25 protein-coding genes and 1 tRNA gene are annotated in these 24,663 nt (G+C 60.7%); 14 read left to right on the top strand and 12 right to left on the bottom strand.

Annotated elements, in window-relative coordinates:
• Window positions 1-59: 59 nt before the first annotated feature.
• The 10 genes from Q1A85_RS21335 to Q1A85_RS21290 all read left to right on the top strand — a co-directional run bounded on the left by Q1A85_RS21335 (window position 60) and on the right by Q1A85_RS21290 (window position 10,278).
• Complete coding sequence (locus tag Q1A85_RS21335; protein WP_299694582.1) at window positions 60-1,436, top strand: trypsin-like peptidase domain-containing protein; 1,377 nt, start codon at window positions 60-62, stop codon at window positions 1,434-1,436.
• Between the two features lie 2 nt (window positions 1,437-1,438).
• A complete protein-coding gene (locus Q1A85_RS21330; protein ID WP_299694579.1) occupies window positions 1,439-2,746 on the top strand; it encodes a replication-associated recombination protein A in 1,308 nt (435 codons plus the stop codon).
• Window positions 2,747-2,777: 31 nt separating this feature from the next.
• Entirely contained in the window at window positions 2,778-3,158 is a 381-nt protein-coding gene (gene crcB / locus Q1A85_RS21325; protein WP_299694576.1) for a fluoride efflux transporter CrcB, read from the top strand.
• Complete coding sequence (locus tag Q1A85_RS21320) at window positions 3,155-4,195, top strand: RluA family pseudouridine synthase (RefSeq protein ID WP_299694573.1); 1,041 nt, start codon at window positions 3,155-3,157, stop codon at window positions 4,193-4,195. The genes crcB and Q1A85_RS21320 overlap by 4 nt, the downstream gene beginning before the upstream one ends.
• Entirely contained in the window at window positions 4,192-4,848 is a 657-nt protein-coding gene (locus Q1A85_RS21315) for an HAD-IA family hydrolase (RefSeq protein WP_299694570.1), read from the top strand. The genes Q1A85_RS21320 and Q1A85_RS21315 overlap by 4 nt, the downstream gene beginning before the upstream one ends.
• Window positions 4,845-5,564, top strand: coding sequence for an ATP12 family protein (locus Q1A85_RS21310; RefSeq protein WP_299694567.1), 720 nt, complete (start codon window positions 4,845-4,847; stop codon window positions 5,562-5,564). The genes Q1A85_RS21315 and Q1A85_RS21310 overlap by 4 nt, the downstream gene beginning before the upstream one ends.
• A gap of 198 nt (window positions 5,565-5,762) precedes the next feature.
• Window positions 5,763-6,779 carry an amino acid ABC transporter substrate-binding protein gene (locus Q1A85_RS21305; RefSeq protein WP_299694564.1) on the top strand — a complete coding sequence of 339 codons (1,017 nt, stop codon included), beginning with the start codon at window positions 5,763-5,765 and terminating at the stop codon, window positions 6,777-6,779.
• A 168-nt stretch (window positions 6,780-6,947) separates the two neighbouring features.
• Window positions 6,948-8,162: an ABC transporter permease subunit gene (locus Q1A85_RS21300; protein WP_299694560.1), complete on the top strand. Its 1,215-nt coding sequence runs from the start codon at window positions 6,948-6,950 to the stop codon at window positions 8,160-8,162.
• 1 nt (window position 8,163) lies between these two features.
• Complete coding sequence (locus tag Q1A85_RS21295) at window positions 8,164-9,462, top strand: amino acid ABC transporter permease (RefSeq protein WP_299694557.1); 1,299 nt, start codon at window positions 8,164-8,166, stop codon at window positions 9,460-9,462.
• A gap of 48 nt (window positions 9,463-9,510) precedes the next feature.
• Complete coding sequence (locus Q1A85_RS21290; protein ID WP_299694554.1) at window positions 9,511-10,278, top strand: amino acid ABC transporter ATP-binding protein; 768 nt, start codon at window positions 9,511-9,513, stop codon at window positions 10,276-10,278.
• 197 nt (window positions 10,279-10,475) lie between these two features.
• Here the strand turns inward: Q1A85_RS21290 and Q1A85_RS21285 are convergent, their stop codons facing one another.
• The 12 genes from Q1A85_RS21285 to rpmH all read right to left on the bottom strand — a co-directional run bounded on the left by Q1A85_RS21285 (window position 10,476) and on the right by rpmH (window position 20,378).
• Window positions 10,476-10,976: a histidine phosphatase family protein gene (locus Q1A85_RS21285; protein WP_299694551.1), complete on the bottom strand. Its 501-nt coding sequence runs from the start codon at window positions 10,974-10,976 to the stop codon at window positions 10,476-10,478.
• Complete coding sequence (locus Q1A85_RS21280; RefSeq protein WP_299694548.1) at window positions 10,973-11,587, bottom strand: ferredoxin; 615 nt, start codon at window positions 11,585-11,587, stop codon at window positions 10,973-10,975. Before Q1A85_RS21280 ends, Q1A85_RS21285 begins: the two co-directional genes overlap by 4 nt.
• Complete coding sequence (locus tag Q1A85_RS21275) at window positions 11,584-12,378, bottom strand: sterol desaturase family protein (RefSeq protein ID WP_299694545.1); 795 nt, start codon at window positions 12,376-12,378, stop codon at window positions 11,584-11,586. The genes Q1A85_RS21280 and Q1A85_RS21275 overlap by 4 nt, the downstream gene beginning before the upstream one ends.
• A gap of 57 nt (window positions 12,379-12,435) precedes the next feature.
• Window positions 12,436-13,299 (bottom strand): acetylglutamate kinase, encoded by an 864-nt coding sequence (argB, locus tag Q1A85_RS21270; protein WP_299694542.1) that lies wholly within the window; start codon window positions 13,297-13,299, stop codon window positions 12,436-12,438.
• 119 nt (window positions 13,300-13,418) lie between these two features.
• Complete coding sequence (gene yihA / locus Q1A85_RS21265) at window positions 13,419-14,072, bottom strand: ribosome biogenesis GTP-binding protein YihA/YsxC (protein WP_299694539.1); 654 nt, start codon at window positions 14,070-14,072, stop codon at window positions 13,419-13,421.
• Window positions 14,069-14,800: an MOSC domain-containing protein gene (locus Q1A85_RS21260; RefSeq protein ID WP_299694536.1), complete on the bottom strand. Its 732-nt coding sequence runs from the start codon at window positions 14,798-14,800 to the stop codon at window positions 14,069-14,071. The genes yihA and Q1A85_RS21260 overlap by 4 nt, the downstream gene beginning before the upstream one ends.
• On the bottom strand, window positions 14,797-16,632 hold the full coding sequence (yidC, locus tag Q1A85_RS21255) for a membrane protein insertase YidC (RefSeq protein ID WP_299694533.1): 1,836 nt from the start codon (window positions 16,630-16,632) through the stop codon (window positions 14,797-14,799). Before yidC ends, Q1A85_RS21260 begins: the two co-directional genes overlap by 4 nt.
• A 201-nt stretch (window positions 16,633-16,833) precedes the next feature.
• On the bottom strand, window positions 16,834-18,378 hold the full coding sequence (locus Q1A85_RS21250) for a bifunctional diguanylate cyclase/phosphodiesterase (RefSeq protein ID WP_299694530.1): 1,545 nt from the start codon (window positions 18,376-18,378) through the stop codon (window positions 16,834-16,836).
• An 84-nt stretch (window positions 18,379-18,462) separates the two neighbouring features.
• On the bottom strand, window positions 18,463-19,356 hold the full coding sequence (ttcA, locus tag Q1A85_RS21245) for a tRNA 2-thiocytidine(32) synthetase TtcA (RefSeq protein WP_299694744.1): 894 nt from the start codon (window positions 19,354-19,356) through the stop codon (window positions 18,463-18,465).
• 237 nt (window positions 19,357-19,593) lie between these two features.
• Window positions 19,594-19,830, bottom strand: coding sequence for a membrane protein insertion efficiency factor YidD (gene yidD / locus Q1A85_RS21240; protein WP_299694527.1), 237 nt, complete (start codon window positions 19,828-19,830; stop codon window positions 19,594-19,596).
• The gene (gene rnpA, locus Q1A85_RS21235) at window positions 19,827-20,216 is read right to left on the bottom strand and encodes a ribonuclease P protein component (RefSeq protein ID WP_299694524.1); all 390 of its coding nucleotides are present in this window, start codon (window positions 20,214-20,216) and stop codon (window positions 19,827-19,829) included. The genes yidD and rnpA overlap by 4 nt, the downstream gene beginning before the upstream one ends.
• Window positions 20,217-20,243: 27 nt before the next feature.
• Window positions 20,244-20,378, bottom strand: coding sequence for a 50S ribosomal protein L34 (gene rpmH / locus Q1A85_RS21230; protein ID WP_072775959.1), 135 nt, complete (start codon window positions 20,376-20,378; stop codon window positions 20,244-20,246).
• A gap of 315 nt (window positions 20,379-20,693) precedes the next feature.
• Here rpmH and Q1A85_RS21225 point away from each other — a divergent pair, with 315 nt between their 5' ends.
• The 4 genes from Q1A85_RS21225 (at window position 20,694) to Q1A85_RS21210 (ending at window position 24,379) form a co-directional block, all read left to right on the top strand.
• Window positions 20,694-21,425 carry a TVP38/TMEM64 family protein gene (locus Q1A85_RS21225; RefSeq protein WP_299694519.1) on the top strand — a complete coding sequence of 244 codons (732 nt, stop codon included), beginning with the start codon at window positions 20,694-20,696 and terminating at the stop codon, window positions 21,423-21,425.
• Between the two features lie 4 nt (window positions 21,426-21,429).
• On the top strand, window positions 21,430-22,848 hold the full coding sequence (locus Q1A85_RS21220) for an FAD-dependent oxidoreductase (protein ID WP_299694517.1): 1,419 nt from the start codon (window positions 21,430-21,432) through the stop codon (window positions 22,846-22,848).
• A 12-nt stretch (window positions 22,849-22,860) separates the two neighbouring features.
• Complete coding sequence (locus tag Q1A85_RS21215; RefSeq protein ID WP_299694514.1) at window positions 22,861-24,243, top strand: HAMP domain-containing sensor histidine kinase; 1,383 nt, start codon at window positions 22,861-22,863, stop codon at window positions 24,241-24,243.
• Window positions 24,244-24,302: 59 nt separating this feature from the next.
• Window positions 24,303-24,379, top strand: a tRNA-Arg gene (locus Q1A85_RS21210).
• Window positions 24,380-24,663 lie beyond the last annotated feature (284 nt).

Below are 24,663 nucleotides of genomic sequence, written 5' to 3'. Positions count from 1 at the left end.
GGGGGTTTTTCGTTGCAGCGCTTGTATTGCCGGGGCGGGGTTTGCATATTCGCCAAACCATGAAACGCCTGATTTTCCTGCTGCTCTGTCTGTTGCCTGCGCCTGTGATGGCGGAGACGCGCGTGCCTGCAAATCAGGCCGAAATTTCCCTGAGCTTTGCGCCCTTGGTCCGCGAAACAGCGCCAGCCGTTGTCAACATCTACGTCCGTTTCGTCACCGAAACTCGCCGCCGAACGCTGTTCATGGACGACCCGTTTTTTGAACGCTTCTTTGAAGGTTTTGGGCAACCCACACCGCGCGTGCAGAATTCGCTGGGCTCGGGCGTGATCCTGTCGGACGACGGCATTGTCGTGTCCAACTATCACGTGGTCGGGCAGGCGACCGATATCTCGGTCGTGCTGAATGACGGGCGCGAATATGCTGCGCATGTTCTGCTGGGCGATCAGGCCAGCGACCTCGCAATTCTCAAAATCGACAACGCCGAAAACCTGCCCTTTCTCCCCCTGCGGGACAGCGAAACCGTCGAAGTGGGCGAGTTGGTTCTGGCCATTGGCAACCCTTTTGGCGTTGGCCAGACAGTCACGTCCGGCATTGTGTCCGCGCTGGCCCGTTCCGGCGGATCGAATGGCCGAGGGGCCGGGTATTTCGTGCAGACGGATGCGCCCATCAATCCGGGCAATTCCGGCGGTGCACTGATTGACGTGGCGGGGCGGCTCATTGGGGTGAACACACGCATCCTCAGCCGATCGGGCGGGTCAAACGGCATTGGCTTTGCGATCCCGGCTGACCTTGTGGCCGCAGTGCTGCGGCAGGCACGGGATGGCAATGACCGTTTTGTGCGGCCATGGGCCGGGGCGACAGGACAAGCCGTCGACGCCGATCTGGCCGAAATGCTGGGACAAGAGCGTCCCGGCGGCATCATCCTTGCTGGCCTGCACCCGGCCAGCCCCTTGGCCGAAGCCGGGTTTGACGTGGGCGATGTCGTGACCCATGTGGACGGGGCGCCGGTGAACAGCCCGGGCGAGATGCTTTACCGCATGAGCGTCGCCAGCGTCCGCGACACCGCCGCTATGGTGCGCCTGCGCGACGGTGATGCGGATACCCTCACTGTGTCCCTGATCCCGCCGCCAGACAGTCCCCCACGCAACGCAATAACCTTGCCAGAAGGCACCAGCTTGCCGGGCCTGACCGTTGCGCGTGTCAATCCGTCGGTCATCGCCGAGTTGAACCTGCCTATCGCAGCCGAAGGCGTGGTTGTGCTGGACGGCGGCCCCATCGGGCGCCGGGTTGGATTGCGTCGGGGTGATATTCTGCAACGGATCAACCGCCGCGATGTGGACACCCCCGAAGACGCCGCCAGCATTCTGGCAAATGCCACCCGGGGTACGTCGGTCCGGGCGCTGCGGGGCAACAGCCGCGTCATGTTGCGGTTTTAGGCGTGGCTGACCTTTTTGCCTCTGATGAACCACGGCCCGACACGGGACCCCGTCCTTTGGCTGACCGCCTGCGACCCACGAAGATCAGCGAGGTGATCGGGCAGGATCAGGTGCTGGGACCCGAGGCGCCGCTGACGGTGATGCTGTCCTCCGGCGCATTGTCGTCGCTGGTGTTCTGGGGGCCGCCGGGCGTGGGCAAGACCACGATTGCCCGCCTGCTTGCACACGAAACCGATCTGCATTTCGTCCAGATCAGCGCCATCTTCACCGGTGTGCCGGATCTTAAGAAAGTGTTTGAGGCGGCGAAAATCCGACGCCAGAACGGGCAGGGCACGCTGCTGTTCGTGGACGAAATTCACCGGTTCAACAAGGCCCAGCAAGACGGGTTTCTGCCGCATATGGAGGACGGGACGATCCTGCTGGTCGGTGCCACAACAGAGAACCCGAGCTTTGAGTTGAACGCCGCTGTGCTTAGCCGTGCGCAGGTGCTGGTGTTGGAACGGCTGGACCTCAAGGACCTCGAATTGTTGGCGCAGCGGGCCGAACAGGAGCTTGGCAAGGGCCTGCCGCTGGATGGTCACGCGCGTGAGGCGCTGCTTGAGATGGCCGATGGCGACGGGCGCGCGCTGCTTAACCTGATTGAGCAGGTGATGGCGTGGGACGTCGACGGTGCGCTGGACCGCGACCAATTGGGCAAACGCCTGATGCGCCGTGCGGCGCAATACGACAAATCCGGCGACGCGCATTACAACCTCATCTCGGCGCTGCACAAATCGGTGCGCGGGTCGGACCCGGACGCGGCTCTTTACTGGTTCGCCCGAATGCTTGAGGGGGGCGAAGACCCGCGGTTTCTGGCCCGTCGGATTACGCGCATGGCGGTTGAGGATATTGGCCTTGCCGATCCGCAAGCGCAGGCGATCTGTCTGCAAAGCTGGGAAACCTACGAACGTCTGGGCAGCCCCGAGGGCGAGCTGGCGCTGGCGCAGGCGCTGATCTACCTTGCCCTCGCGCCCAAATCAAACGCCACCTATGTGGCCTACAAGGGTGCACGCAAGGCGGCCAAGGAAACCGGCTCGCATCTGCCACCCAAACATATCCTCAATGCGCCCACTTCGATGATGAAGGATCAGGGATACGGCGCGGGCTATGCCTATGATCATGATGCCGAGGACGGGTTTTCGGGGCAGGACTACTTTCCCGAAGGAATGGGCCGCAAGGACCTTTATCAACCGGTCGAACGGGGCTTTGAGCGCGACCTACTGAAACGCGTTGAGTATTTTGCCAAGCTGCGGGTCAAGCGGAACGGTTGACTCTGGCGGGCCAAGCGGTGACAGACCGCGCATGTTTACAACGCTGTCTCTTGTGGCCCTTGGTGGGGCAATCGGCGCATCCCTGCGCTGGCTTATGGGCGTCGCGATTCTGCGCGCGACGGGTCCGGCAGACTTTCCCGTGGCGATCCTGTCGGCCAATGTGCTGGGGTCGTTCCTGATGGGGGTGTTTGTGGTTGTCGCGGCACACAAGGGGCTGACCCATCTTAGCCCGTTTGTGATGACCGGGCTGCTGGGCGGGTTCACGACGTTTTCTGCCTTCAGTCTCGAAGCGATGACATTGATTGAGCGCGGAGCCACGGGTCAGGCGGCGCTTTACATTGCGCTGTCTGTGGCGCTTTCCATCGGCGGGCTGGCCCTTGGCCTGATGCTGGCACGGGGGATCGTGACATGAGTGGCGTGCAAACCATCACCGTGGGTGCGGATGAAGGCGACCAACGACTTGACCGATTCCTCAAGCGACGCTTTCCACAACTGAGCCAAGGCATGGTGGAAAAGATGTGTCGCAAGGGCGAATGCCGCGTGGACGGTGGCCGGGTCAAATCATCGACCCGCGTCGAAGAAGGGCAGGCAGTGCGGGTGCCCCCGTTGCCGGACCGACCCGCGCCTAAGCGGGAACGCAGTGCCGTGTCCGAAAAAGATGCGCAGATGATCCGAGACTGCGTGATCTATCAGGACGATCACGTGATTGCGCTGAACAAACCGTCGGGCCTGCCGACCCAAGGCGGGTCGGGCCAGACACGCCACGTCGATGGCCTCGCCGAGGCGCTCCAATACGATTACGACGACAAGCCACGGCTAGTGCACCGTCTCGACAAGGATACGTCCGGCGTCCTGCTGCTGGCGCGCACGCGCATGGCAGCCAAGGCGCTGACGGCATCCATGCGGCACCGCGAGACGCGCAAGATTTATTGGGCGCTCGTGGCTGGCGTGCCCACGCCCTATCTGGGTGAGATCAAGTATGGCCTCGTCAAAGCGCCCGGTCGGGGCCGCGGTGGCGAAGGGGAAAAGATGATCGCCGTGCACCCGCGCGACATGGACGACACCGAAGGGGCCAAACGGGCGCACACGCTTTATGCCACGCTCTACCGTGTGGCCAGCCGCGCGGCTTGGGTCGCGATGGAGCCGATCACGGGCCGCACCCATCAGTTGCGCGCGCACATGGCAGAGATCGGGCATCCGATTGCCGGCGACGGCAAATACGGCGGCTCCAGGCAAGAGAATATGGGCGACGGCTGGGGCGCGCAAATCGGCGGTGACATCTCGAAAAAGCTGCACCTGCACGCGCGTATGATGCGGTTTGAACATCCGGTGACACGCAAACCGATCACGGTCACCGCGCCGTTGCCACCCCATATGGCCGAAAGCTGGGACACACTGGGCTGGACCGAAGACCTCGCGGCGGAGGATCCGTTCGAGGTGCTCGAGTGACCCTCAGACTTGTGATCTTTGATATGGATGGAACATTGGTCGACAGTCAGGCCGATATCCTGTCCTGCATGGCCCAGGCTTTTGCGGCGCAGGGTCTCGCCACGCCGCCGCGCGGGGCGGTTCTGGGGATTGTCGGGCTGTCTTTGCCACAGGCCATGTACCGGCTCGCGCCGCAAGCGGATCAATCGCGGCTGGTGCAGGATTACAAGGCGGCATTTGCGGCCCAGCGGTTGGCCAAAACGCACAGGTCTGTCCTGTATCCCGGTGCACTTCAGGCCGTTGCGAGCCTGCACGGCGAACCGGACATCCTGCTGGCCGTGGCGACGGGCAAATCACGCCGGGGATTGGACGCGCTGTTGGCAGAGCATGACATGACCTCTTATTTCGTGAGCACACAGGTGGCGGACACTCATCCGTCCAAACCGCACCCGTCGATGATCCTGACTGCGCTGGCGGACACCGGGGTGGACGCGGCGGATGCGGTGATGGTGGGGGACACGACTTATGACCGCGACATGGCGCAGTCTGCGGGCGTGTCCTTTGTCGGCGTGACTTGGGGCTATCACGATGCAGCAACGCTTGGGGATCGGGTCATCCACGATTTCGGGGCGCTCCGCCCCGCGTTGGCGCATGTTTGGAGAGAGACGGCATGAGCGAATGGAAGCAAAAACGGTTCTGGACCAATGCCGAGGCTGTCGCGGATGGCAGCGGTTGGACGATCGAACTGGATGGCCGCCGGGTCAAGACACCGGCCAAGGCCGCATTGCACCTGCCGACGCAAAGTCTGGCACAGGCCATTGCAGCCGAGTGGGCCGCGCAAGAGGACGTGGTGGACCCGCTGTCGATGCCGTTCACCCGCAGCGCGAACGCGGCCATCGACAAGGTGGCGATCCAGAAGGCCGAAGTGGCGGATATGCTGGCCGCTTATGGCGACGCGGACTTGTTGTGTTACCGGGCCGATCAACCCAAGGAATTGGTCGACAGGCAAGCGGCGGTCTGGGACGCGTATCTGAATTGGGCTGCCGAAAACCTCGGTGCGCGGTTGGCGCCGCGTACCGGTTTGATGCACGAATCACAGGATCCTGCGGCCCTTACCATCCTGAGCGAGACAACCCACGCCATGTCTCCATTCGCGCTTGCGGCCTTTCACGATCTTGTCAGCTTGTCAGGATCATGGGTTCTGGGTTTTGCCGCTGCCAAAGACATGACCACCCTGCCCGAGATTTGGGCTGCTTCCCGCTTGGATGAGATATGGCAGGCCGAGCAGTGGGGTGACGATGAGGAGGCGCTGGAGCTCGCAAAACTCCGTGAAACAGCGTTTTTCCATGCAAAATCGTTCTGGAACGCTGCTGAAGGCGACGTAGCGTAAACCGCCGTGCACGTAACGGGCGAGTGCTTAGAAATGCATCAATTTCACCCGACCTACCCTTGACCTTACAGGGCGATTCTGGACAGACTGCCGCACACTCGGAGAAACAGATGTCCGGGATCACCTCCGGCTGCGCTTGATGAACAGGCATGGCCGGGACCTCCACCCAACGCGGTGGGAAATCAGGAAGAGGTAAAAATGAAAAAATCCGTATTCTTTGGCGCGCTCGCCTTTACCGGCATGGCTGCCGGTGTAGCGGCTGCTGGCACGCTGGATGACGTGAAAGCGCGCGGCAAGCTGAACTGCGGCGTGACAACCGGTCTGGTTGGTTTCGCGGCCCCCGACGCCAATGGCGAATGGGAAGGTTTCGACGTGGCCGTGTGCCGCGCCGTTGCAGCGGCAGTGCTTGGCGATGGCAGCGCGGTAGAATTCGTGCCCACAACCGGCAAAACACGCTTCACCGCTCTGGCGTCCGGCGAAATCGACATGCTGGCCCGGAACACCACATGGACCTTCAGCCGTGACGTCGACCTCAAGTTCGAATTTGTCGGCATCAACTACTATGACGGCCAAGGCTTTATGGTGCCCAAAGAGCTGGGCGTGTCGTCGGCCAAGGAACTGGACGGCGCAACCGTCTGCATCCAGACCGGCACCACCACCGAGCTGAACCTGGCGGACTTCTTCCGCTCGAACAACATCAGCTACGAGCCGGTTCCGATCGAAACCAACGCCGAAGCGCAGCAGCAGTACCTTGCCGGTGCCTGTGACGTGTACACCACCGACGCATCGGGTCTGGCCGCCACACGTGCCACATTCGAAGCACCCGGTGACCACGTTGTTCTGCCCGAAATCATCTCCAAAGAGCCGCTTGGCCCGCTTGTGCGCCATGGCGACCACGAATGGGGTGACGTCGTGCGCTGGACGCTGAACGCACTGATCGCAGCCGAAGAGCTGGGCGTCACATCGGTCAACATGGCTGAGATGGCAGCCGGCACCAACAACCCGGAAATCAACCGTCTGCTGGGCACCGAAGGTACCCTGGGCGAGATGCTGGGTCTGGACGCCGACTGGGCCAAGAATGCCCTGTCCGTCAGCGGCAACTATGGCGAAGTCTTCGAAGCCAATATCGGTGAGGCAACGTCCATCGGTCTGGCACGCGGCCTGAACGCACAGTGGACAGACGGCGGCCTGCTCTACGCACCGCCCTTCCGCTAAGATACCAAGCCAAGGGGCGCAGGATCAAACCTGCGCCCCTTGCGCATCTGGGGCACGGATCGCTGAAAACAGCGGCATGATTGCCCAAGCTGCAGCCAATTTGAAAACGCCGGGCCGTGCGCACAAAGCGCCACAAAAAACAAACCGGCAGCACGGGGATCCTCTGATATGACTACGATAACCGACCCGCCGCAGGGTGCGTTCCGCCTGTCGATGCTGATCAACGACACGCGATACCGGTCCTATACGTTCCAGTTTATCGCGCTGATCGTTTTGATCGCGTCGGCCGCGTTCCTGATGAGCAACCTGTTCGCCAACCTTTCGGCGGCCGGGCTCAATATCTCGTACGAATTCTTACGGTCGCCTGCGGGCTATGATATCAACCAGACCCTCGTGGAATACACCAGCCAGTCCACCAACGCGCGCGCCGCTCTTGTGGGCATCCTGAACACGTTGCTCGTGGCCTTTCTGGCCTGCGTGACCGCGACCGTTTTCGGTGTCATCGCCGGGGTGCTGCGCCTGTCCAACAACTGGCTCGTGTCCAAGCTGATGTCCTTTTATGTGGAAATTTTCCGCAACATCCCTGTGCTGATCTGGATCATCATCATCTTCACGATCATGATCGCGGTGCTGCCCGGACCGCGGGCGTTCCGCGGGGATGACCCGGCGGCGAGCATGGTGTTCGATGCCATCGCCTTTACCAATCGCGGCGTCTATATCCCCGCACCCGTCTGGGGACCCGGTTCGCTGGTGGTCGTTGGCGCGTTTCTTTTGTCGATCGTGGGTGTGTTCGCCTACCGCCGTTACGCGACAAAGCTGCTTTATGACACTGGCCGCCTCTTGCCGATGGGCTGGCCCAGCCTCGCCATTCTGTTCGTGCCGACGCTGTTGGTCTATTTCGCCCTCGGGATGCCGATTGGGCTGGAATACCCCGAACTCAAGGGCTTTAACTTTTCCGGCGGGATCAAGGTCGGCGGGCCGCTCATCGCGCTGTGGTTTGCGCTGTCGATCTACACCGGCGCCTTCATCGCTGAAAACGTCCGCGCTGGCATTCAGGCCATTTCTAAAGGCCAGACCGAAGCGGCTGGTGCTCTGGGTCTGCGTTCGGGCCGGATCATGAACCTCGTGGTTCTGCCACAGGCGCTGCGGGTCATTATCCCACCGCTGATTTCGCAGTATCTCAACATCACCAAGAACTCGTCACTCGCCATTGCGGTTGGTTATGCCGATGTCACGGCCACGCTGGGGGGCATTACGCTGAACCAGACGGGCCGCGCCATCGAATGCGTTTTGCTGCTGATGTTGTTCTATCTGACGATCTCGCTGTCCATTTCGGCCATCATGAACGTCTACAACAATTCCGTTAAGCTGAAGGAGCGCTGAGATGTCTGATACACACGCCCACTCAGTCGCGTTTGTCCGCACCGAACAGGTGCCACCCTCGCCACCGCCCTTCACCACGTCCGGCCCGATCAAATGGTCGCGCGACAACCTGTTTTCAACCCCGTTCTACACGGTGCTGACCATCGCAGCGGTCTATGTGATCTACCTGATCCTTGGAAACACCCTGCCATGGATATTCAACGGAGTGTGGGGCACATCCAGCCTCGCCGAATGCCGCGAAGTGCTCGATGGTGTGTCGGGTGGCTGCTTCTCCGTGCTGACGGAACGCTGGAATCAACTGCTCTTTGGGTTCAAATACCCGCCGGATCAGTATTGGCGGCCCGGACTGACATTCGTGCTGTTCTTTGCAGCGGCAGCCCCGGTGTTGTTCTTCCGCTTGCCGCGACAGCTGCTGCTCTTTACGGCGGTGTTCCCGTTTCTCGCCTATTATCTGATCTGGGGCGGCACGATCCTGACGCCGATCCTCGCCATGGTGGGCTTTGCCGCAGGTTACATGGTCTACCAGCGCTTCGTCGCCGGCAGCTTTGCAGCAGGGTTCTTTGGCGGGATCGCCGCGGCCTTTGTGGTCTGGATCATCGGCGGGATGCTGATCCCCGACAGCGCAAACGAAAACGCGCTCCTGAGCGCTGTGCCTTCGCGCGATTTGGGGGGCTTCATGCTCAACATGATGCTTGGCGTGGCGTGTGTGTCGCTGTCCGTGCCATTGGGTATTGCGCTGGCGCTTGGGCGCCAGTCGGACATGCCGCTGATCAAGTGGATCTGCGTGATCTTCATCGAATTCATTCGCGGCGTGCCGCTGATCACCCTGCTGTTCGTGGCATCGGTGATGCTGGCGTATTTCTTCCCGCCCAACACAACGACTGACTTGTTTCTGCGGGTCGTGATCATGATCACCATGTTCTCGTCGGCCTATATCGCCGAAGTGATCCGGGGCGGCCTCGCCGCCCTGCCACGCGGGCAATATGAGGCGGCAGACAGCCTTGGGCTGGACTACGCTCAGGCCATGCGCCTGATCATCTTGCCGCAAGCGCTCAAGATCTCGATCCCCGGCATCGTGAACGTCGCTGTGGGTCTCTTCAAGGACACCACGCTTGTCTCGGTCATCTCGATGTTTGACCTTCTTGGCATGATCCGCGGACCTATCCTTGCTTCGACGGAATGGAACGGCGTGTACTGGGAGCTTTTGGGCTTCGCCGCACTGCTCTTCTTCGTCGTCTGCTACGGCATCTCGCAATACTCGCAGTGGCTCGAACGCCAGCTTGCGACCGATCACCGCTAAGGACGACGACCGACAGGTCGCACAGCGGTAGGGTAAAGGAAAAGTACAATGACTGAACAAGCTCAAATGCAAGTCTCGAACGAGGTCGCAATCTCGATAGAGAACATGAACAAGTGGTACGGCACATTCCATGTGCTGCGGGATATCGATCTGACGGTCTATCAGGGCGAGCGGATCGTGATTGCGGGCCCGTCCGGGTCCGGAAAATCCACGCTGATCCGCTGCATCAACGCGCTGGAAGAACACCAGCAGGGCAAGATCACCGTGGATGGCACCTTGCTGTCGTCGGACGTCAAAAACATCGACAAGATCCGGTCCGAGGTTGGCATGTGCTTTCAGCACTTCAACCTCTTTCCCCACCTGTCGATCCTCGAAAACTGCACGCTGGCCCCGATCTGGGTGCGCAAGACGCCCAAGAAAGAAGCCGAAGAGATCGCGATGCACTTTTTGGAAAAGGTGAAGATTCCGGATCAGGCCGACAAATACCCCGGGCAGCTTTCCGGTGGGCAACAACAGCGTGTGGCGATCGCCCGCTCGCTGTGTATGCGCCCGCGCATCATGCTCTTTGACGAACCCACATCCGCGCTCGATCCCGAAATGATCAAAGAGGTGCTCGACACCATGGTCGAACTGGCCGAAGAGGGCATGACCATGCTCTGCGTCACACATGAGATGGGCTTTGCCCGTCAGGTGGCCAACCGCGTGATTTTCATGGATGAAGGCCAGATCGTCGAACAGAACGAACCCGAAGAGTTCTTCAACAATCCGCAATCCCCCCGGACCCAGCTGTTCCTCAGCCAAATCCTCGGACATTGATCCAGGGGGGGGCAATCATTGCCCACCCTACGGCACCACATGGGGGACGCGCCGAAACACCGTTGCGTCCCTTTTGCCATCTGCCGCGTTTCTTCTGACCAAAAATACCACGGGGGTTTGGGGGCAGAGCCCCCATTCAGCAGATGAATCGCGTCGCCGTCAGGCGTCCTTTTGGTCACGGGCCGGATGCAAAAGGGTCAGGTCTGCCCCAAGATCTCACGCGGGATCGCAAAGTCCATGACAACGCCCGCACCCCATCTGACAGATTTCCAGTCTTCCACATCCCAGCGGATCACCGTTGTCGCACCTGTCGGGTAGTCGGCAAAGCGGGCGTGGCGCGGTGCCTGTTTGACAAGCCGTGCGGCAAATTCTGCGATGCCCGGATTATGTCCCAGCATTAGAACTGCGGATGCGGTCTGCGCGTTCAGGACTGAAGCCATCGCCTCGGGTCCCGCGTGATACAACGCGCGTGTGTAGGACACTGGACAGGTCAGTCCGAGGCCTACAAAGGTTTGCCCGGTTCGCGTGGCAGTTGAACTGACGGCAACGTCCGGTCGGTATGTATGTGCCCGCATCCAGTCCCCCATAGCCCGCGCCGAGGCGCGGCCGCGATTGTTCAGCGGTCTGTCGTGATCCACGAGGTCAGGCGCGTCCCAACTGGACTTTGCGTGCCGCATCAGGATCAGCGTCCGGCTCACCCTAAAAACGCCTTCATGTGAAAGGCTGACTGGGCGATGTTCCTGTCAAAGGTCTGTGACACCGGACAGGCACGGCGCACAGCGCAACCGCGGTCCATGCAGTCCTGCCCTTCGTCCTGTTTCAGATATGCCTTGCAGATCGGCACGTCGTAGGGCTGTGCGGCACCAAGCGCACCAACGGGGCAGGCGTTGATGCAGGGACGGTCCGCACAGGTGTCGCACGGTGACGCCCTGGGTCGGTGCACCTCAAAGGGTGCCGCGAACTCCAGCGCGCCCCGGATGGAAATCATCAGCCCTGCGGTGTCATGGACCATCATGCCCGTTGGGCTTTGCCAGAACCGCCCCGTGGCCAATGCCCATGCAATGAACGGCGCGTAGGGTGGCCCGTCAGATGGATAGCTTTCCTGCGCGCCAAAAACCTCCGCCACCTTGCCAATCACCCGCTTGGACCAGCGATCGACAGGATCGGGCGCACCGTCCCGTGCCTCAGCCGTGTGGCAAAATACGGACCACCATACCGCATCGGTGCCAAGCAGCGCGCGCCGTCCATCGACCCCCATCACGAACAGCCCGTGCGGCGCAACAGCCGCCTCCAGCGCGGCGAGGGTCATTTTCGGGCAAAAGGCAGGGCCAGTGACCAGCCCAGCTTGGATGGACGGTCATCCTGCCATTCCAGCCCGACCTCCATATCGTCGTGCCCGGCCGCGGGTTGCGGAATATAGGTGCCGAACATGCGGTCCCAGATCGACAGGGCAAACCCGTAGTTGCTGTCATGCTCGTGCCGATGCACCGAGTGGTGCACACGGTGCATGTCCGGTGTAACCATCACGCGCCTGACAACAGCATCCAGCCCGAGGGGCAATCGGATATTTGCGTGGTTGAACATGGCGGTGCCATTCAGAATGATCTCGAACAGGATAACGGCCAACGCGGCTGGCCCCAAAAGGTACACCGCCCCGATCTTGATCAGCATGGACAACGCAATCTCGACCGGGTGAAACCGGATGGCGGTTGTCACATCCATGTCCATATCGGCATGATGCACCCGGTGCAAACGCCAGAGCAGCGGCACCTTGTGCGTGATCAGATGTTGCGCCCAGATGATGAAGTCCAGGATCAGAATGGCGGCGATCACCTCGATCCAAAAGGGCAGGGTGAGCGCATTGAACAGCCCCCAACCTTGCGCCGTCGCATGTGCCGCTGCACCCACCGCCAGCAGCGGCAGACCAAAGGACATCAGCCGCAGCAGCACCGTGTTGGCGATGGTGATACCCCAATTGGTGACCCACCGCGTGCTGCGCGGCTGCGTGCGCTGGCGGCGCGGCAGCATTGCTTCTGTCATCGCAAACAGCACAAACAGGCCGATAAAGACGCCAAAGCGGATCAGGGTTTCATTTTCCATGTGGCGAACTTATCGCCGCCACCCACCAGAGCAATGCGGCGCAGGGACACGTTTGCGTTAGCGCGGGCGGATGATCGAACCGGCACCGTGATCGGTGAACAATTCCAGCAGACATGCATTCGGGGCCCGCCCGTCAAGGATCACAACCGCGCGCACTCCGCTGGCAATGGCGTCAAGCGCGGTCTCCGTCTTGGGGATCATGCCACCCGCAATTGTGCCGTCTTCGGTCAGGCTGCGGATCTGGTCGGCGGTGATCTCGGTGAGGACCTCGCCTGCGCCGTTCTTCACGCCCTCGACATCCGTGAGCAAGAGAAGGCGATCCGCCTTGAGCGCGCCCGCAATGGCACCGGCGGCTGTGTCGCCGTTGATGTTGAACGTCTCACCCTCTTGACCTGCACCCAGCGGGGCAATGACTGGGATCATTGCGGTGTCAAAAAGCGTGTGCATGATGCTGGGGTCGATCTGTGCCGGTGTGCCGACAAGGCCAAGGGCCGGGTCGGTCTGATCACATGTGATCAGGTTTGCATCCTTGCCCGACAGTCCCACTGCCTTGCCGCCCGCGCGGTTGATCGCCTGTACGATACGCTTGTTGACGATGCCGGACAGCACCATTTCGACCACATCCATGGTCGCGGCGTCCGTGACCCGCTTGCCACCGACAAAATCGGATTTGATGTCGAGCCGTTTGAGCATGTCGTTAATCATCGGGCCACCGCCGTGGACGATCACCGGGTTCACACCAACCTGCCGCATCAGAACAATGTCGCGGGCGAAGCTCTCCATTGCGTCGTCCGATCCCATGGCGTGGCCGCCAAGTTTGATCACGACTGTGGCACCAGTGTAGCGCTGCATGTAGGGCAGGGCCTGACTGAGGGTGCGGGCGGTGGCGATCCAATCGCGGTTCATGTCTTGGGTCTTCATCTGATCTGCTCGTCGTGTCGAGCGCTTATCCAGAATTGTGCGCTGACGCGCAAGACATGTCATGACCCCCACCCTGGCCCTCCCCTTGGGGGAGGGGACCAAAGTGGCACGGTTGTTCTTTAGACGAGCGTGGCGATGATGGCGCGGAGAGTTTCGATGCCGTCGCCCTTTTCGCTGGATGTCAGGACGATTTCAGGGAACGCGGCGGGGTGTTTGGACAGTGCGGTCCGGGTTTGTGCCAATACGGTGTCACGATCCTTGGCTTTGACCTTGTCCGATTTGGTCAACACGCATTGGAAGGTCACCGCAGCGCTGTCGAGCAGGCTGAGGATTTCTTCGTCGACCTTTTTGATGCCGTGGCGGCAATCAATCAGCACAAAGGCGCGGCGCAGGGTCTGGCGGCCGGACAGGTATTGCTTGAGCAGACGCTGCCATTTTTCGACGACGGGCAGAGGCGCATTTGCGTAGCCATAACCGGGCAGATCGACGAGGTAGTGGTTTTCACCGGCGGTGAAATAGTTGATTTCCTGCGTGCGGCCCGGCGTGTTGGAGGCGCGGGCGAGGCCTTTGCGCCCGGTCAGCGCATTGATCAGAGAAGACTTTCCGACATTGGATCGCCCGGCAAAGCACACCTCCATGCGGTCGGCGGGCGGCAGGCCGGACATCGCGACGACACCCTTTACGAACTCTGTTTCGCCGGCAAAGAGAAGGCGGCCTTGCTCACGGGCTGACGCATCCGGTTCCTCGGCAATGGGGAAGGGCAGGGTCGTCATGTCAACGTATCACCAACCGCCACGGTGCCTGCGGTTTTCACTTTGAAATAGACGCCGAAATCGCGTGTGTTCCAGCCTTGTTCCAACAGGCTAAGCATTCCGATATCGCGGGTGCCGTTGGCGGGGTTTGCGTCGGGCGCGCGGCACCGTTCGATGGGATCCACAGGTTCCAACGTGGCGCTGCCCAGCGTGATGTCGCCGCGCAGCAAGTCGATCTCTTCCCACGGGGCGAGGCCGTCAAGCCACAGGTTGATGCGAAAGCGGCGCATGTCGATCTCGAACCCCGCCTTTTGGCTGAGCGCGCGCAGCGACGCGAGATTGCCAATGGAGACGGAGGCAAAGGGCACGTCCGTCATGCCCTGCTTGGGTGCTTTGACCAGTCGTGCAGGGCCGGGGCGGTTCGCGGGCCAGAGATCACCGATCCATGTGCCAAGGGCATCAGGGGCCGTGTCAGGGTCAAACGCCAGTGGGTCCCGGTCGGGATGGGTGAGCAGAACGCCGGTGCCAGTGCTTACAGCGCCAATGGCAGACAGCGCGGGCCCCGAGGCCACTTGCAGAAAGTTTCGGCGTGGTTGCCAGTCATCAATGTCCGGCGCTTGCGCGTTCAATAGGGCCCATGCACGGTCGCCCACCACGGCGTTGTCCGGCGTCATGTCGACAGATGCGCAGGCTTCACTGCCGATCCCCTTGATGGGATGGCGCCAGATATGGGCCAGCGTGGCCGTCACTTTTTCGGGTCCTCGGCCACCTTCTTTTTCAAGCCCGAGGTGATGTTGCCCAACAGGTCAGGTTTGTAGCCTTGACTGCGCATAATCAGGTATTGCTGGGTAAAGGTGATCACGTTGTTGGCGATCCAGTACACCACAAGGCCGCTGGCAAAACTGCCAAGCATGAACATAAAGATCCATGGCATCCAGGCAAAGATCATCTGTTGCGTGGGATCGGTGGGCGCCGGGTTCAGCTTTTGCTGCAACCACATGGAAATACCCAGAAGCAGTGGCAGGATGCCAATAAAGATAAGCGCCATGATCGACCCCGGTTCGGGCCCGGCAAAGGGCAGGAGGCCCCAAAGGTTGATGATGGATGTCGGGTCAGGTGCGCTGAGGTCCTGAAACGGCCCAAAGAACGGTGCATGTCGCAACTCGATGGTGACAAAGATCACCTTGTAGAGCGAAAAGAAGATCGGGATTTGCAGAAGGATGGGCAGGCAACCCGCGGCCGGGTTCACCTTTTCCTTCTTGTAAAGCTCCATCATGCCCTGTTGCAGCTTTTGCCGATCCTCGCCCGCCTTTTCCTTGAGCGCTTCCATTTGCGGTTGAAGCTCTTTCATCTTGGCCATGGAGACGTATGACTTGTACGCCAGCGGGACGAGCACGGCCTTGATGATCAGCGTCAGGCCGATGATGGCCCAGCCCATGTTACCGATCAGCAGGTTAAGTTCGTGCAACAGCCAGAAGATCGGCTTGGTCAGGAAGAAGAACCAGCCCCAGTCGATGCTGTCGATGAAGTTCTCGACACCGGCGGATTCGTAGCTGCGCAAGACCTCCCATTCCTTTGCTCCGGCAAAGAACTGGGTTTCGACGGAAACCGTTGCGCCCGCCGCGATGTCTTGTGTCGGCAAACGGGTGATCGCACGGTACACGTCTGCGCGCGGGGCGTATGTCAGGGCCTGATCAAACCCGGTGCCCTGACCGGGGATCAGGATCGCCTGCCAGTAATGTTCGGTGAACCCGACCCAACCGTTTTGCACATCATCCTGGACAATCGCCGGACGTCCCCAGGCGGCGTTCACGTCCGCTTCGGCGATGTCGTCCCAATTGATCTCCAGCAATTCGTCGCCGGCCTGAGCCACCGCGCCTTCGTGCAGGATGAAGAAATTCTTGATGTCATCGGGGATGCCGTGGTGCGCAATCATGCCGTAAGGGGCCGCGCGTACGTCGGTGTCGCCGGTGTTAGTGACCGATTGCGTGACGGTGAACATGAACTGCTCGTCGACCGCGATCTGCCGCTCAAAGAGGAGACCGGCGCCATTGTCCCATTGCAGAGTGACCGGGCTGTTTGCGGATAGCGTGTCGCCTTGGGTCACAGTCCAGAGCGTGTCGGGGCCCGGCACAGCCGCCGCGTCGAGGCCGCCGCCCGGCACCCAACCGTAGACGGCGTAGTAGGCATCGCTTTCGCCAACAGGTGCGAGCATCCGCACGATGTCCGCGTCCGCGTCGTTGGTGGTGTTGTAGTCCTTTAGCGACAGGTCATCGATCCGCCCGCCCAACATGGACAGCGATCCCGCGAGACGTGGCGTTTCGATTGCCACGCGTGGTGCATCGGCTTGTGTGGATTGCGTTTCGGTTGGAGCCGTGGCGTCTGCTGTCGCAAGGTCAGAGCCCAATGGCACCCCACCTTCCGTTGCGATACCGCCCGACGGGACCGGCGCTTGCGCTTCGGTGCTGTCGGTGGTCAGCGGGGCTTCAGGTTCGGGCGGCGGGAACAGGACAAACCAGATGAGAATGACGACAAAGCTGAGCGCCGTTGCAAGAATAAGGTTCTTGTTCTGATCGTCCATCTTGGACCACTACCTGCTGTCTGCTGCGTTTGTCGGGTTCAACAGAGTGCAGGCACAAAGGTCAAGCGGATTCCGCCCATATATGCACTGTGTGCGTTGGGCATTTGATGTGTCTCCACACGTATGGGTGTGGTTGATTTCCCCAAGCGACGGGTTGTGACGCGGTGGTGTTGTACGTGCGGTCGACCCCGGCGTCCCGATTCAGGAATAGCGGCGACCGGGCAGGGGCGGGGCTTCTTGCAGCTTGGCCTCGTGGGTTCGCACCCAGTCGAGCGTTTTTTCAAATGGCATAGGTCGTGCAATGCCGTAACCCTGCACGTGGTTGCAGCCCAGTTGTGCCAGCAAAGCGTGTTCGCCAACTGTTTCGACACCCTCTGCAAGCGTCTCAAGGCCGAGCCGTTCTGCCATTGTCAGAATGGCAGAAATCATCCGTTGCTGCTCTGGATCGCGATCCGCCTTCATGACAAAGGAACGATCAATCTTGATCCGGTTCACGCCAAACCGACGCAGCGCTGCGATCGAAGCGTGGCCCGTTCCAAAGTCATCCAAATCGATGCGACAGCCCAAATCTGACAAGGCTTTGACGTTGCGCACCACTGTGTCGTCCGCCATGTCTGTGACCACGGTTTCAAGGATTTCAACCGTCAGGCGGTCGGGTGTCAGATCAAATCGGTCCAGTTCCCAGCTGACCTTGTCCACCAGCCGAGGATTGGCAAGCTCAAGACCACTGAAATTCACGCCGACCTGCGGCACGCGCACGCCAGCGGAATCCCACGCCTTGATCGCCGTCAAAGTATGGTAGGTCATGATTTCCGCCAAGCGTTCCAGAAGGCCCGCCTCTTCGATTGCAGGCAGGAATTCGGCGGGAGAGATTGCGCCGCGTTGCGGGTGAATCCATCGGGCCAGCGCTTCAAACCCCGTCACTTTGCCTGTGTCTGTGGAAATTTGCGGTTGGAACCACGGTTGGACATGGCCCCCTTCCAGCGCGCCGGTGACCTCGTCACGTAGGTCCGCACGTTTTTTCATCCGGGTTTGTAGTTCAGCGGAATAGGCACGCACGGAGCCGTGCCCGCGTTTTTGCGCTTCGTTCAGCGCGGCAATGGATGCGTTCGTCCAATCCTGGCCGGTGTTGCCCGGAGCACGCCCCAAAAGGCAGAAGCCGATGCTGGCGGTTGTGTAAATCGCCGTGCCGTCCATCGCGAGCGGCTCTTCGATGCTTTCCTGTATGCGACTGGACAACTGGATGCAGCTTTCAAGATCCATATGGATGACCGGTTGCAGGCACACGCCATAGCGGCAATCGCCAATGCGGCTGACGGTATCGCTGTCGCGCAAAACAGTGGCAATGCGGTCGCTCACCGCATTCAAAACCCGGTCGGTCGCCTCAGGCTCGAACCGGTCACGCAGCGCGCTGAATTCGTCAAGTTCCACAACCAGCACCGCGCTGGATTTGCCCGATGCAACGCCGGCCTGTCGCACCTCGTCCGTGGTTTTGCGGAACAGGTCCGGCGTCACGGGACCCTTGCTGAGCAGGTTCGCCTTGAAATTCAGGCCGGGCAAGGTGCCGCCTGCGGCGATCCACACCAAGGGGATCAGCACAGCAGTGGCCAGCAACGCCATTTCGCCCCCTGCCCAAAACGCCGCCAGCGTGATCGCAGGAACAAAAACGAGCATATGCGGTCCGTTCAGGAACGGCTTGATCCGGTCCAGACTGTTGTTCACCCATGTCGGTGCGCGCCACGCCATGCTCTACCCCCTTTGGTCCGATACCGACCCGCAGATGCGTGCCGGTTTGGGGAAATGCTTTAGGCTGTCAGCGTGACCGGGACCTTAACGCAAATTCGAAATTTCATTCGAATTTTCCGCAACCGGCTCAGTTTGGCGGGCCAGCGCCTGAAAATCGAAGAGTTTTGGATCCAGCAAATGCGAAGGCCGTGCATTCATCAGCGCGCGGAACATCACCTGCCTGCGACCGGGGCTGTTGGCCTCCCAGCCGTCAAGGATTTGCTTGACCTGCTGGCGTTGCAGCCCGTCCTGACTGCCGCACAGGTCACATGGAATAATCGGATAATCCATCGCGGCGGCAAATTTGGCGCAATCCGCCTCCGCCACATGGGCGAGGGGGCGAAAGACAAACAAATCGCCCTCTTCGTTGAGAAGTTTCGGTGGCATGGTCGCCAGCCGTCCGCCATGAAACAAGTTCATAAAGAACGTCTCGAGGATGTCGTCCCGGTGATGTCCCAACACAACCGCCGAACAGCCTTCTTCGCGGGCAATGCGGTACAGGTTGCCACGCCGCAAACGCGAACACAGCGCGCAAAACGTCCGACCCTCTGGCACCTTGTCCACCACGATGGAATAGGTGTCCTGATATTCGATCCGGTGCGGCACCCCCATCCGTTCGAGAAAGGCAGGCAAAACCGTCGCGGGAAAGCCGGGCTGGCCCTGATCCAGATTGCACGCCAGCAGATCGACAGGCAGCAATCCACGCCATTTCAACTCATAAAGCGCGGCCAGCAACGTGTAACTGTCCTTGCCGCCCGACAGGCACACAAGCCAGCGGGGGCGCGGCGCACCGGGGTCATGGGCATCAGCCTCAATCATCCCGTATTGTTCAATCGCCTCACGGGCATAGCGGATGATCCGCTTGCGCAGCTTCTTGAATTCGGTGGTCCGGGGCGCCCCGGAAAAGAGCGGGTGAATGTCGTCGCTGTCGTCGAGCATCGGGGCGTCCGCCATTGTTAGAGTTTGGACGGGTATAGCCACCCGCCGCTCATTCAGGAAGGGGTGGTTAACTAATGCTTGATTTCTAGTATAGGTGGTATACGCTGAACGTGCGCATGTTGTAACACAGCAGCTCGTGGCCCCAGCCTGCGCCCCCGTAGCCTCACCCGACTGCGGGCACCGACCGCTCCTGCACTTTCCCCCATTCACCCCACGGACCGCAGGAGCGGTCGCTCCCTATTTTGGCGGGTCCTTGGGCGGGATAGGATCATAGCCATCGCCGCCCCAAGGGTGGCACCGCCCGATCCGTTTTGCCGCCAGCCATGCACCTTTGACCGCGCCATACCTTTCCAGCGCCTCAAGCGCGTAGGCGGAACACGTGGGCTGATACCGGCAGTTGAAGCCGACCCACGGCGAAAAGATCAGGCGATAGGCGCGTACGGGCAGGGCAACAATGTGGGCCAGAGGCGTCACCGAAGCGCGGCCTGCAAATCCGACAGCATCAGCGCAAAGGGGCGCGTTGCCGTGGCTTGCGCACGCCCCACCAACACGTAATCGGTGCCGGATTGTCCATGCTGGGGCAGCACCAGCCGGGCCACCTCGCGCAAGCGACGCTTGGCGCGGTTGCGCGCCACGGCATTGCCAACCTTCTTGGAACATGTGAAGCCCACGCGCATTACGTCGCCCGCCACGGGGCGAGGACGGATCTGAAGAATGAAGCCGGGCGTCACGACGCGTCTGCCGCGTGCGGCGCGCAAAAAGTCGGCGCGTTTCAACAGACGCTCCAACGGCAATGACCCCGATCCGGTGCCCGCCTCAACCGCGGTATCGCGTGTTGGGGGCACAGGGTGCGAGGTCATCGAATAAACCTTGTGGCGTGGCTGTGCTTAGGCGCTCAGCGACTTGCGGCCACGGGCGCGGCGCGCGTTCAGGATCTTGCGACCGGCCTTGGTGGCCATGCGCGAGCGGAAACCGTGGCGCCGTTTGCGCACGAGGTTGGACGGTTGAAAAGTGCGTTTCATCGCAGTTGGCTCCGGACTGTTTTGGCCAGTGCACCGCGGATTCGGGCACAGGCAATGTTCGAAGCCCGTCCTCTAAAGCGGTGCGCGGGCCAAGTCCAGCCCCTTTGCCCCGGCAAATTCGCCTCGATTGCAACATTTTGGCACAGCAACCGCCCGAATGTTTCAACCGGACGATCCGACGCGCCGTCATATCACAAAATGCTCTGCATGGCTTCAAGCGCCCGTGATGTCGCTGTTTTCGGGGGTGCGTGGTGCGCATTTTCAGGTCAAGACACTGGCCCAAGGGCCGCACATATGGTCCGAGAGGAAAACAGGATGTCCGATATCAGCCAACCGCGCAAACCCGCCCTGATGCGTAATCTGCCGCTGATCGGCATTTTGCTGGTCGCCATTATCGGCTTTTTCACATTGCGGGATTACCTCAGTTTCCAGACGCTGTCCGACAACCGCGATGCGTTGATCGCCTTTCGCGACAACAATTATCTGCTGACGGCGCTTGTCTTTATCGGCCTCTACGTGATGGTCGTCGCCTTCTCGCTCCCGGGTGCGAGCATTGCGACCCTGACCAGCGGCTTTCTGTTTGGCCCTGTCATTGGCGCCATGTTCAGCGTCCTTTCGGCGACCATCGGGGCCACGGTGATCTTTCTTGCTGCCCGCCACGGATTTGGTGAGACACTGGGGGCCAAGATGGAAGCATCGAAGGGCACGATCAAAAAGATCAAGGACGGGATCGACGAAAACCAGTGGTCGATGCTGTTTGTCATCCGCCTTGTGCCCGCGGTTCCGTTTTTTGTCGCAAACCTGATCCCCGCCTTTATGCAGGTGCCGTTGCACCGCTATGTCATTTCGACCTTTTTCGGCATCATGCCGGGCTCTATCGTCTACACGTCGGTGGGCGCAGGGCTGGGCGAAGTGTTCGCCCGGGGTGAAACCCCCAACTTTGGCATTATCTTTGAACCGCATGTGCTGCTGCCGATCCTTGGCCTCGCCGCACTTTCGCTCTTGCCCGTGGTGGTCAAGGCGGTGACGGGCAAGAAAGGCATCTGAACCCATGGAACGTATCAAGACCGATATCCTGGTGATCGGCGCCGGGTCAGGCGGGCTGTCCGTTGCGGCGGGGGCCAGTCAGATGGGGGCAAGGGTTGTCCTGCTCGAAGGACACAAGATGGGCGGCGATTGCCTGAATTACGGCTGCGTCCCGTCCAAAGCACTGATCGCCAGCGGCAAGCTGGCCTACGCCCAAAGTCACAGCGCGGTCTACGGTGTGGCGGATGCCGCACCTCAGGTGGATTATGCCACCGCCAAAGACCACGTAAACGACGTCATTGCCCAGATTGCACCGGTTGACAGTCAGGAACGGTTCGAAGGGTTCGGCGTCCATGTGATCCGAGACTTTGGCCGCTTCATTTCACCCACCGAAGTGCAGGCGGGCGACCACGTGATCACTGCGCGCCGCATCGTGATCGCCACAGGGTCTGGCCCGTTGGTGCCGCCCATCGACGGATTGGACAGCGTGCCGTACCTGACGAACGAGACGCTTTGGGAGTTGCGGGAACAGCCTGATCATTTGTTGATCATCGGCGGTGGCCCGATTGGCATGGAAATGGCGCAGGCACACCGCCGTTTGGGCAGCGAGGTCACAGTGATCGAAGGGGCCAAGGCGCTTGGCAAGGACGACCCGGAAATGGCCGCCGTCGTGCTGGACAACCTGCGCGCCGAGGGCATCAGCATTCTCGAAGATGCGATGGCCGCCCGTATCGAAGGCGACGATGGCAGCGTCACTGTTCACACCAAAGATGGAGCAAGCTACACCGGCTCGCACCTGCTGGTCGCCGTGGGGCGCAAGAGCAACCATGACACGCTGAACCTCGAAGCAGCAGGTATTGAAACAACGCGTTCAGGCGTCAAGGTCGATGCATCAATGCGCACCTCCAATCGCAAGGTGTACGCCATTGGTGATGCCGCAGGGGGGCTGCAATTCACCCATGTTGCGGGGTATCACGCCGGGGTCATCATCCGGTCCATGCTGTTTGGCCTGCCATCCAAGGCCAAAACCCACCACATTCCTTGGGTGACATTCACCGATCCCGAATTGGCTCAGGTTGGTCTCACCGAGGCGCAGGCCCGCGAGGCACACGCGGACAAACTTGATGTGGTGCGCTTCCATTACAGCCACAACGACCGCGCCATCGCCGAACGCAAGACCGAAGGTCTGATCAAGGTCATGGTGGTCAAAGGGCGGCCTGTGGGGGCCTCTATCGCCGGGTATCAGGCGGGCGAATTGATCAACCTGTGGGCGCTGGTTCTGGCCAACAAGATGAAAATGAGCCAGGTCGCGGGCATGGTGTCGCCCTACCCAACCATAGGTGAGGTTAACAAACGGGCGGCGGGGGCCTATTTTGGGCCGAAACTCTTTGAAAGTGATATGGTTAAGCGGATCGTGGGCCTTGTGCAGCGCGTCCTTCCCTGACCAGATGTGCCCATGTTGAACTCACTCTCTGGCCGATTTCTTATCCTGACGACCATCTTTGTGATGCTTGCGGAAATCCTGATTTTCGTGCCGTCCATTGCCCGGTTCCGCGAAGAGTACCTGCAAAACCGGCTGGAGCGGGCGCAGATCGCATCGCTTGCCCTGCTGGCGGACGATATGATCACGGGTGAGCTGGAAGAAGAGCTGCTGACCAATGCAGAGGTGTTCAACGTCGTGCTGCGCCGCGATGAGGTGCGCCAGCTGGTGCTTGCCACGCCCATGCCGCATCCGATCGACGCGACATTCGATCTGCGCGACGGCACTCCGCCGGTGCTGATCCGCGACGCGATGATGCGGCTCGTGGAGCCGGACAACAAGATCATCCGCGTGATCGGTGCGCCCACGCGCGAGGCGGGCCTGTTGATCGAAGTCACGATGGAAACGGCGCCGTTGCGCGACGCGATGCTGGACTATGGCGTGCGCATTCTGGTCCTGTCCGCTGTGATCTCCATCTTTACCGCGTTCCTTCTGTTCCTCGCCGTGCGCGCGATCCTCGTCAAACCCATCCGCGGCGTGGTTGGTCACATGCAGCGCTACGCCGCCGCACCCGAGGACGCCCGCCGGATCATCACGCCCAATGCGGGCGTAACCGAGTTGCGCGAGGCCGAAGAGGCGCTGCGCAGCCTGCAAACCGAACTAATCGCAGCCTTGCGCCAAAAGGACCGCCTGGCCCAACTCGGCAGCGCGGTATCCAAGATCAGCCACGACTTGCGCAACATCCTCACCTCGGCCCAACTGTTCACAGATCGGATTGAGGCATCCGAAGATCCGCTCGTACGGCGCATGGCGCCCAAACTGGTGAATTCCATCACCCGCGCCGTGCATCTATGTGAAAGCACGTTGGCCTTTGGCAAGGCCGAAGAGCCAAGCCCGACGCTGATGATGGTCACGCTGGACGACGTTGTGGCCGATGTGCTGGACAGCGAGAGACTGGCCGTCGACCCAGACCAGTTGGTGCTGTCGGAGAACATCCCGCCGCTGTTTTCCCTGCGTGCCGACCCCGAACAGCTGTTCCGCGTCATCTCGAACCTTGTGCGCAATGCGCGACAGGCCATTGTAGCCAGTGGCGCGCCCGCAGAAATCACCGTGTCGGCCTACGAAGATGCCGACAATTGGTGGGTGGAGGTTGCCGATACCGGGCCGGGCCTGCCCCCCAAAGCCCAAGAGCACCTGTTCACACCGTTTCAGGGCGGCGTCAGCAAGGGCGGCACCGGTCTCGGCCTCGCCATCGCGTCCGAACTGATCCGCGGCCACGGCGGCGCGTTGGAGCTTGATCGAACAGGGCCAGCGGGGACAGTGTTTTCCATCCGTCTGCCAAAGGGTGACGGGATTTAGGGAAAGGAACGATTTGGCCCTTGCATTGCCTCCGGCACGGGACTAAACCGCCCGCCAGTGGACCGATAGCTCAGCTGGATAGAGTACTTGACTACGAATCAAGGGGTCGGGGGTTCGAATCCTCCTCGGTCCGCCACTGCAACTGTGTGAGATGACAGATAGTTTTGTGTTTTGTGACACATAGGTCTGATTTGTTTCTCGAAGCGTCGTTTTTTGCGCTTCTGATAGCCGCTAGCCAGTCCAGCTCCAGTTGTCCGGGCTTTCGGCCACGGATAACCTGATGCGTCTGAGCCCTGTGTGCAGCATAGTCGCGGTGAGAGGGCGCTGTCATGATCGAACATTCTCTTTCCCTGTCTGAGACAAATCTTACGGTTTCTGATCACCCGGCCGTTGCGCGACAGGATGGAACCGGGTTTGCAC

The organism is uncultured Tateyamaria sp., assembly GCF_947503385.1.
Taxonomy (GTDB): Bacteria; Pseudomonadota; Alphaproteobacteria; order Rhodobacterales; family Rhodobacteraceae; genus Tateyamaria.
This window is presented reverse-complemented; position numbering and strand designations above follow the sequence as displayed.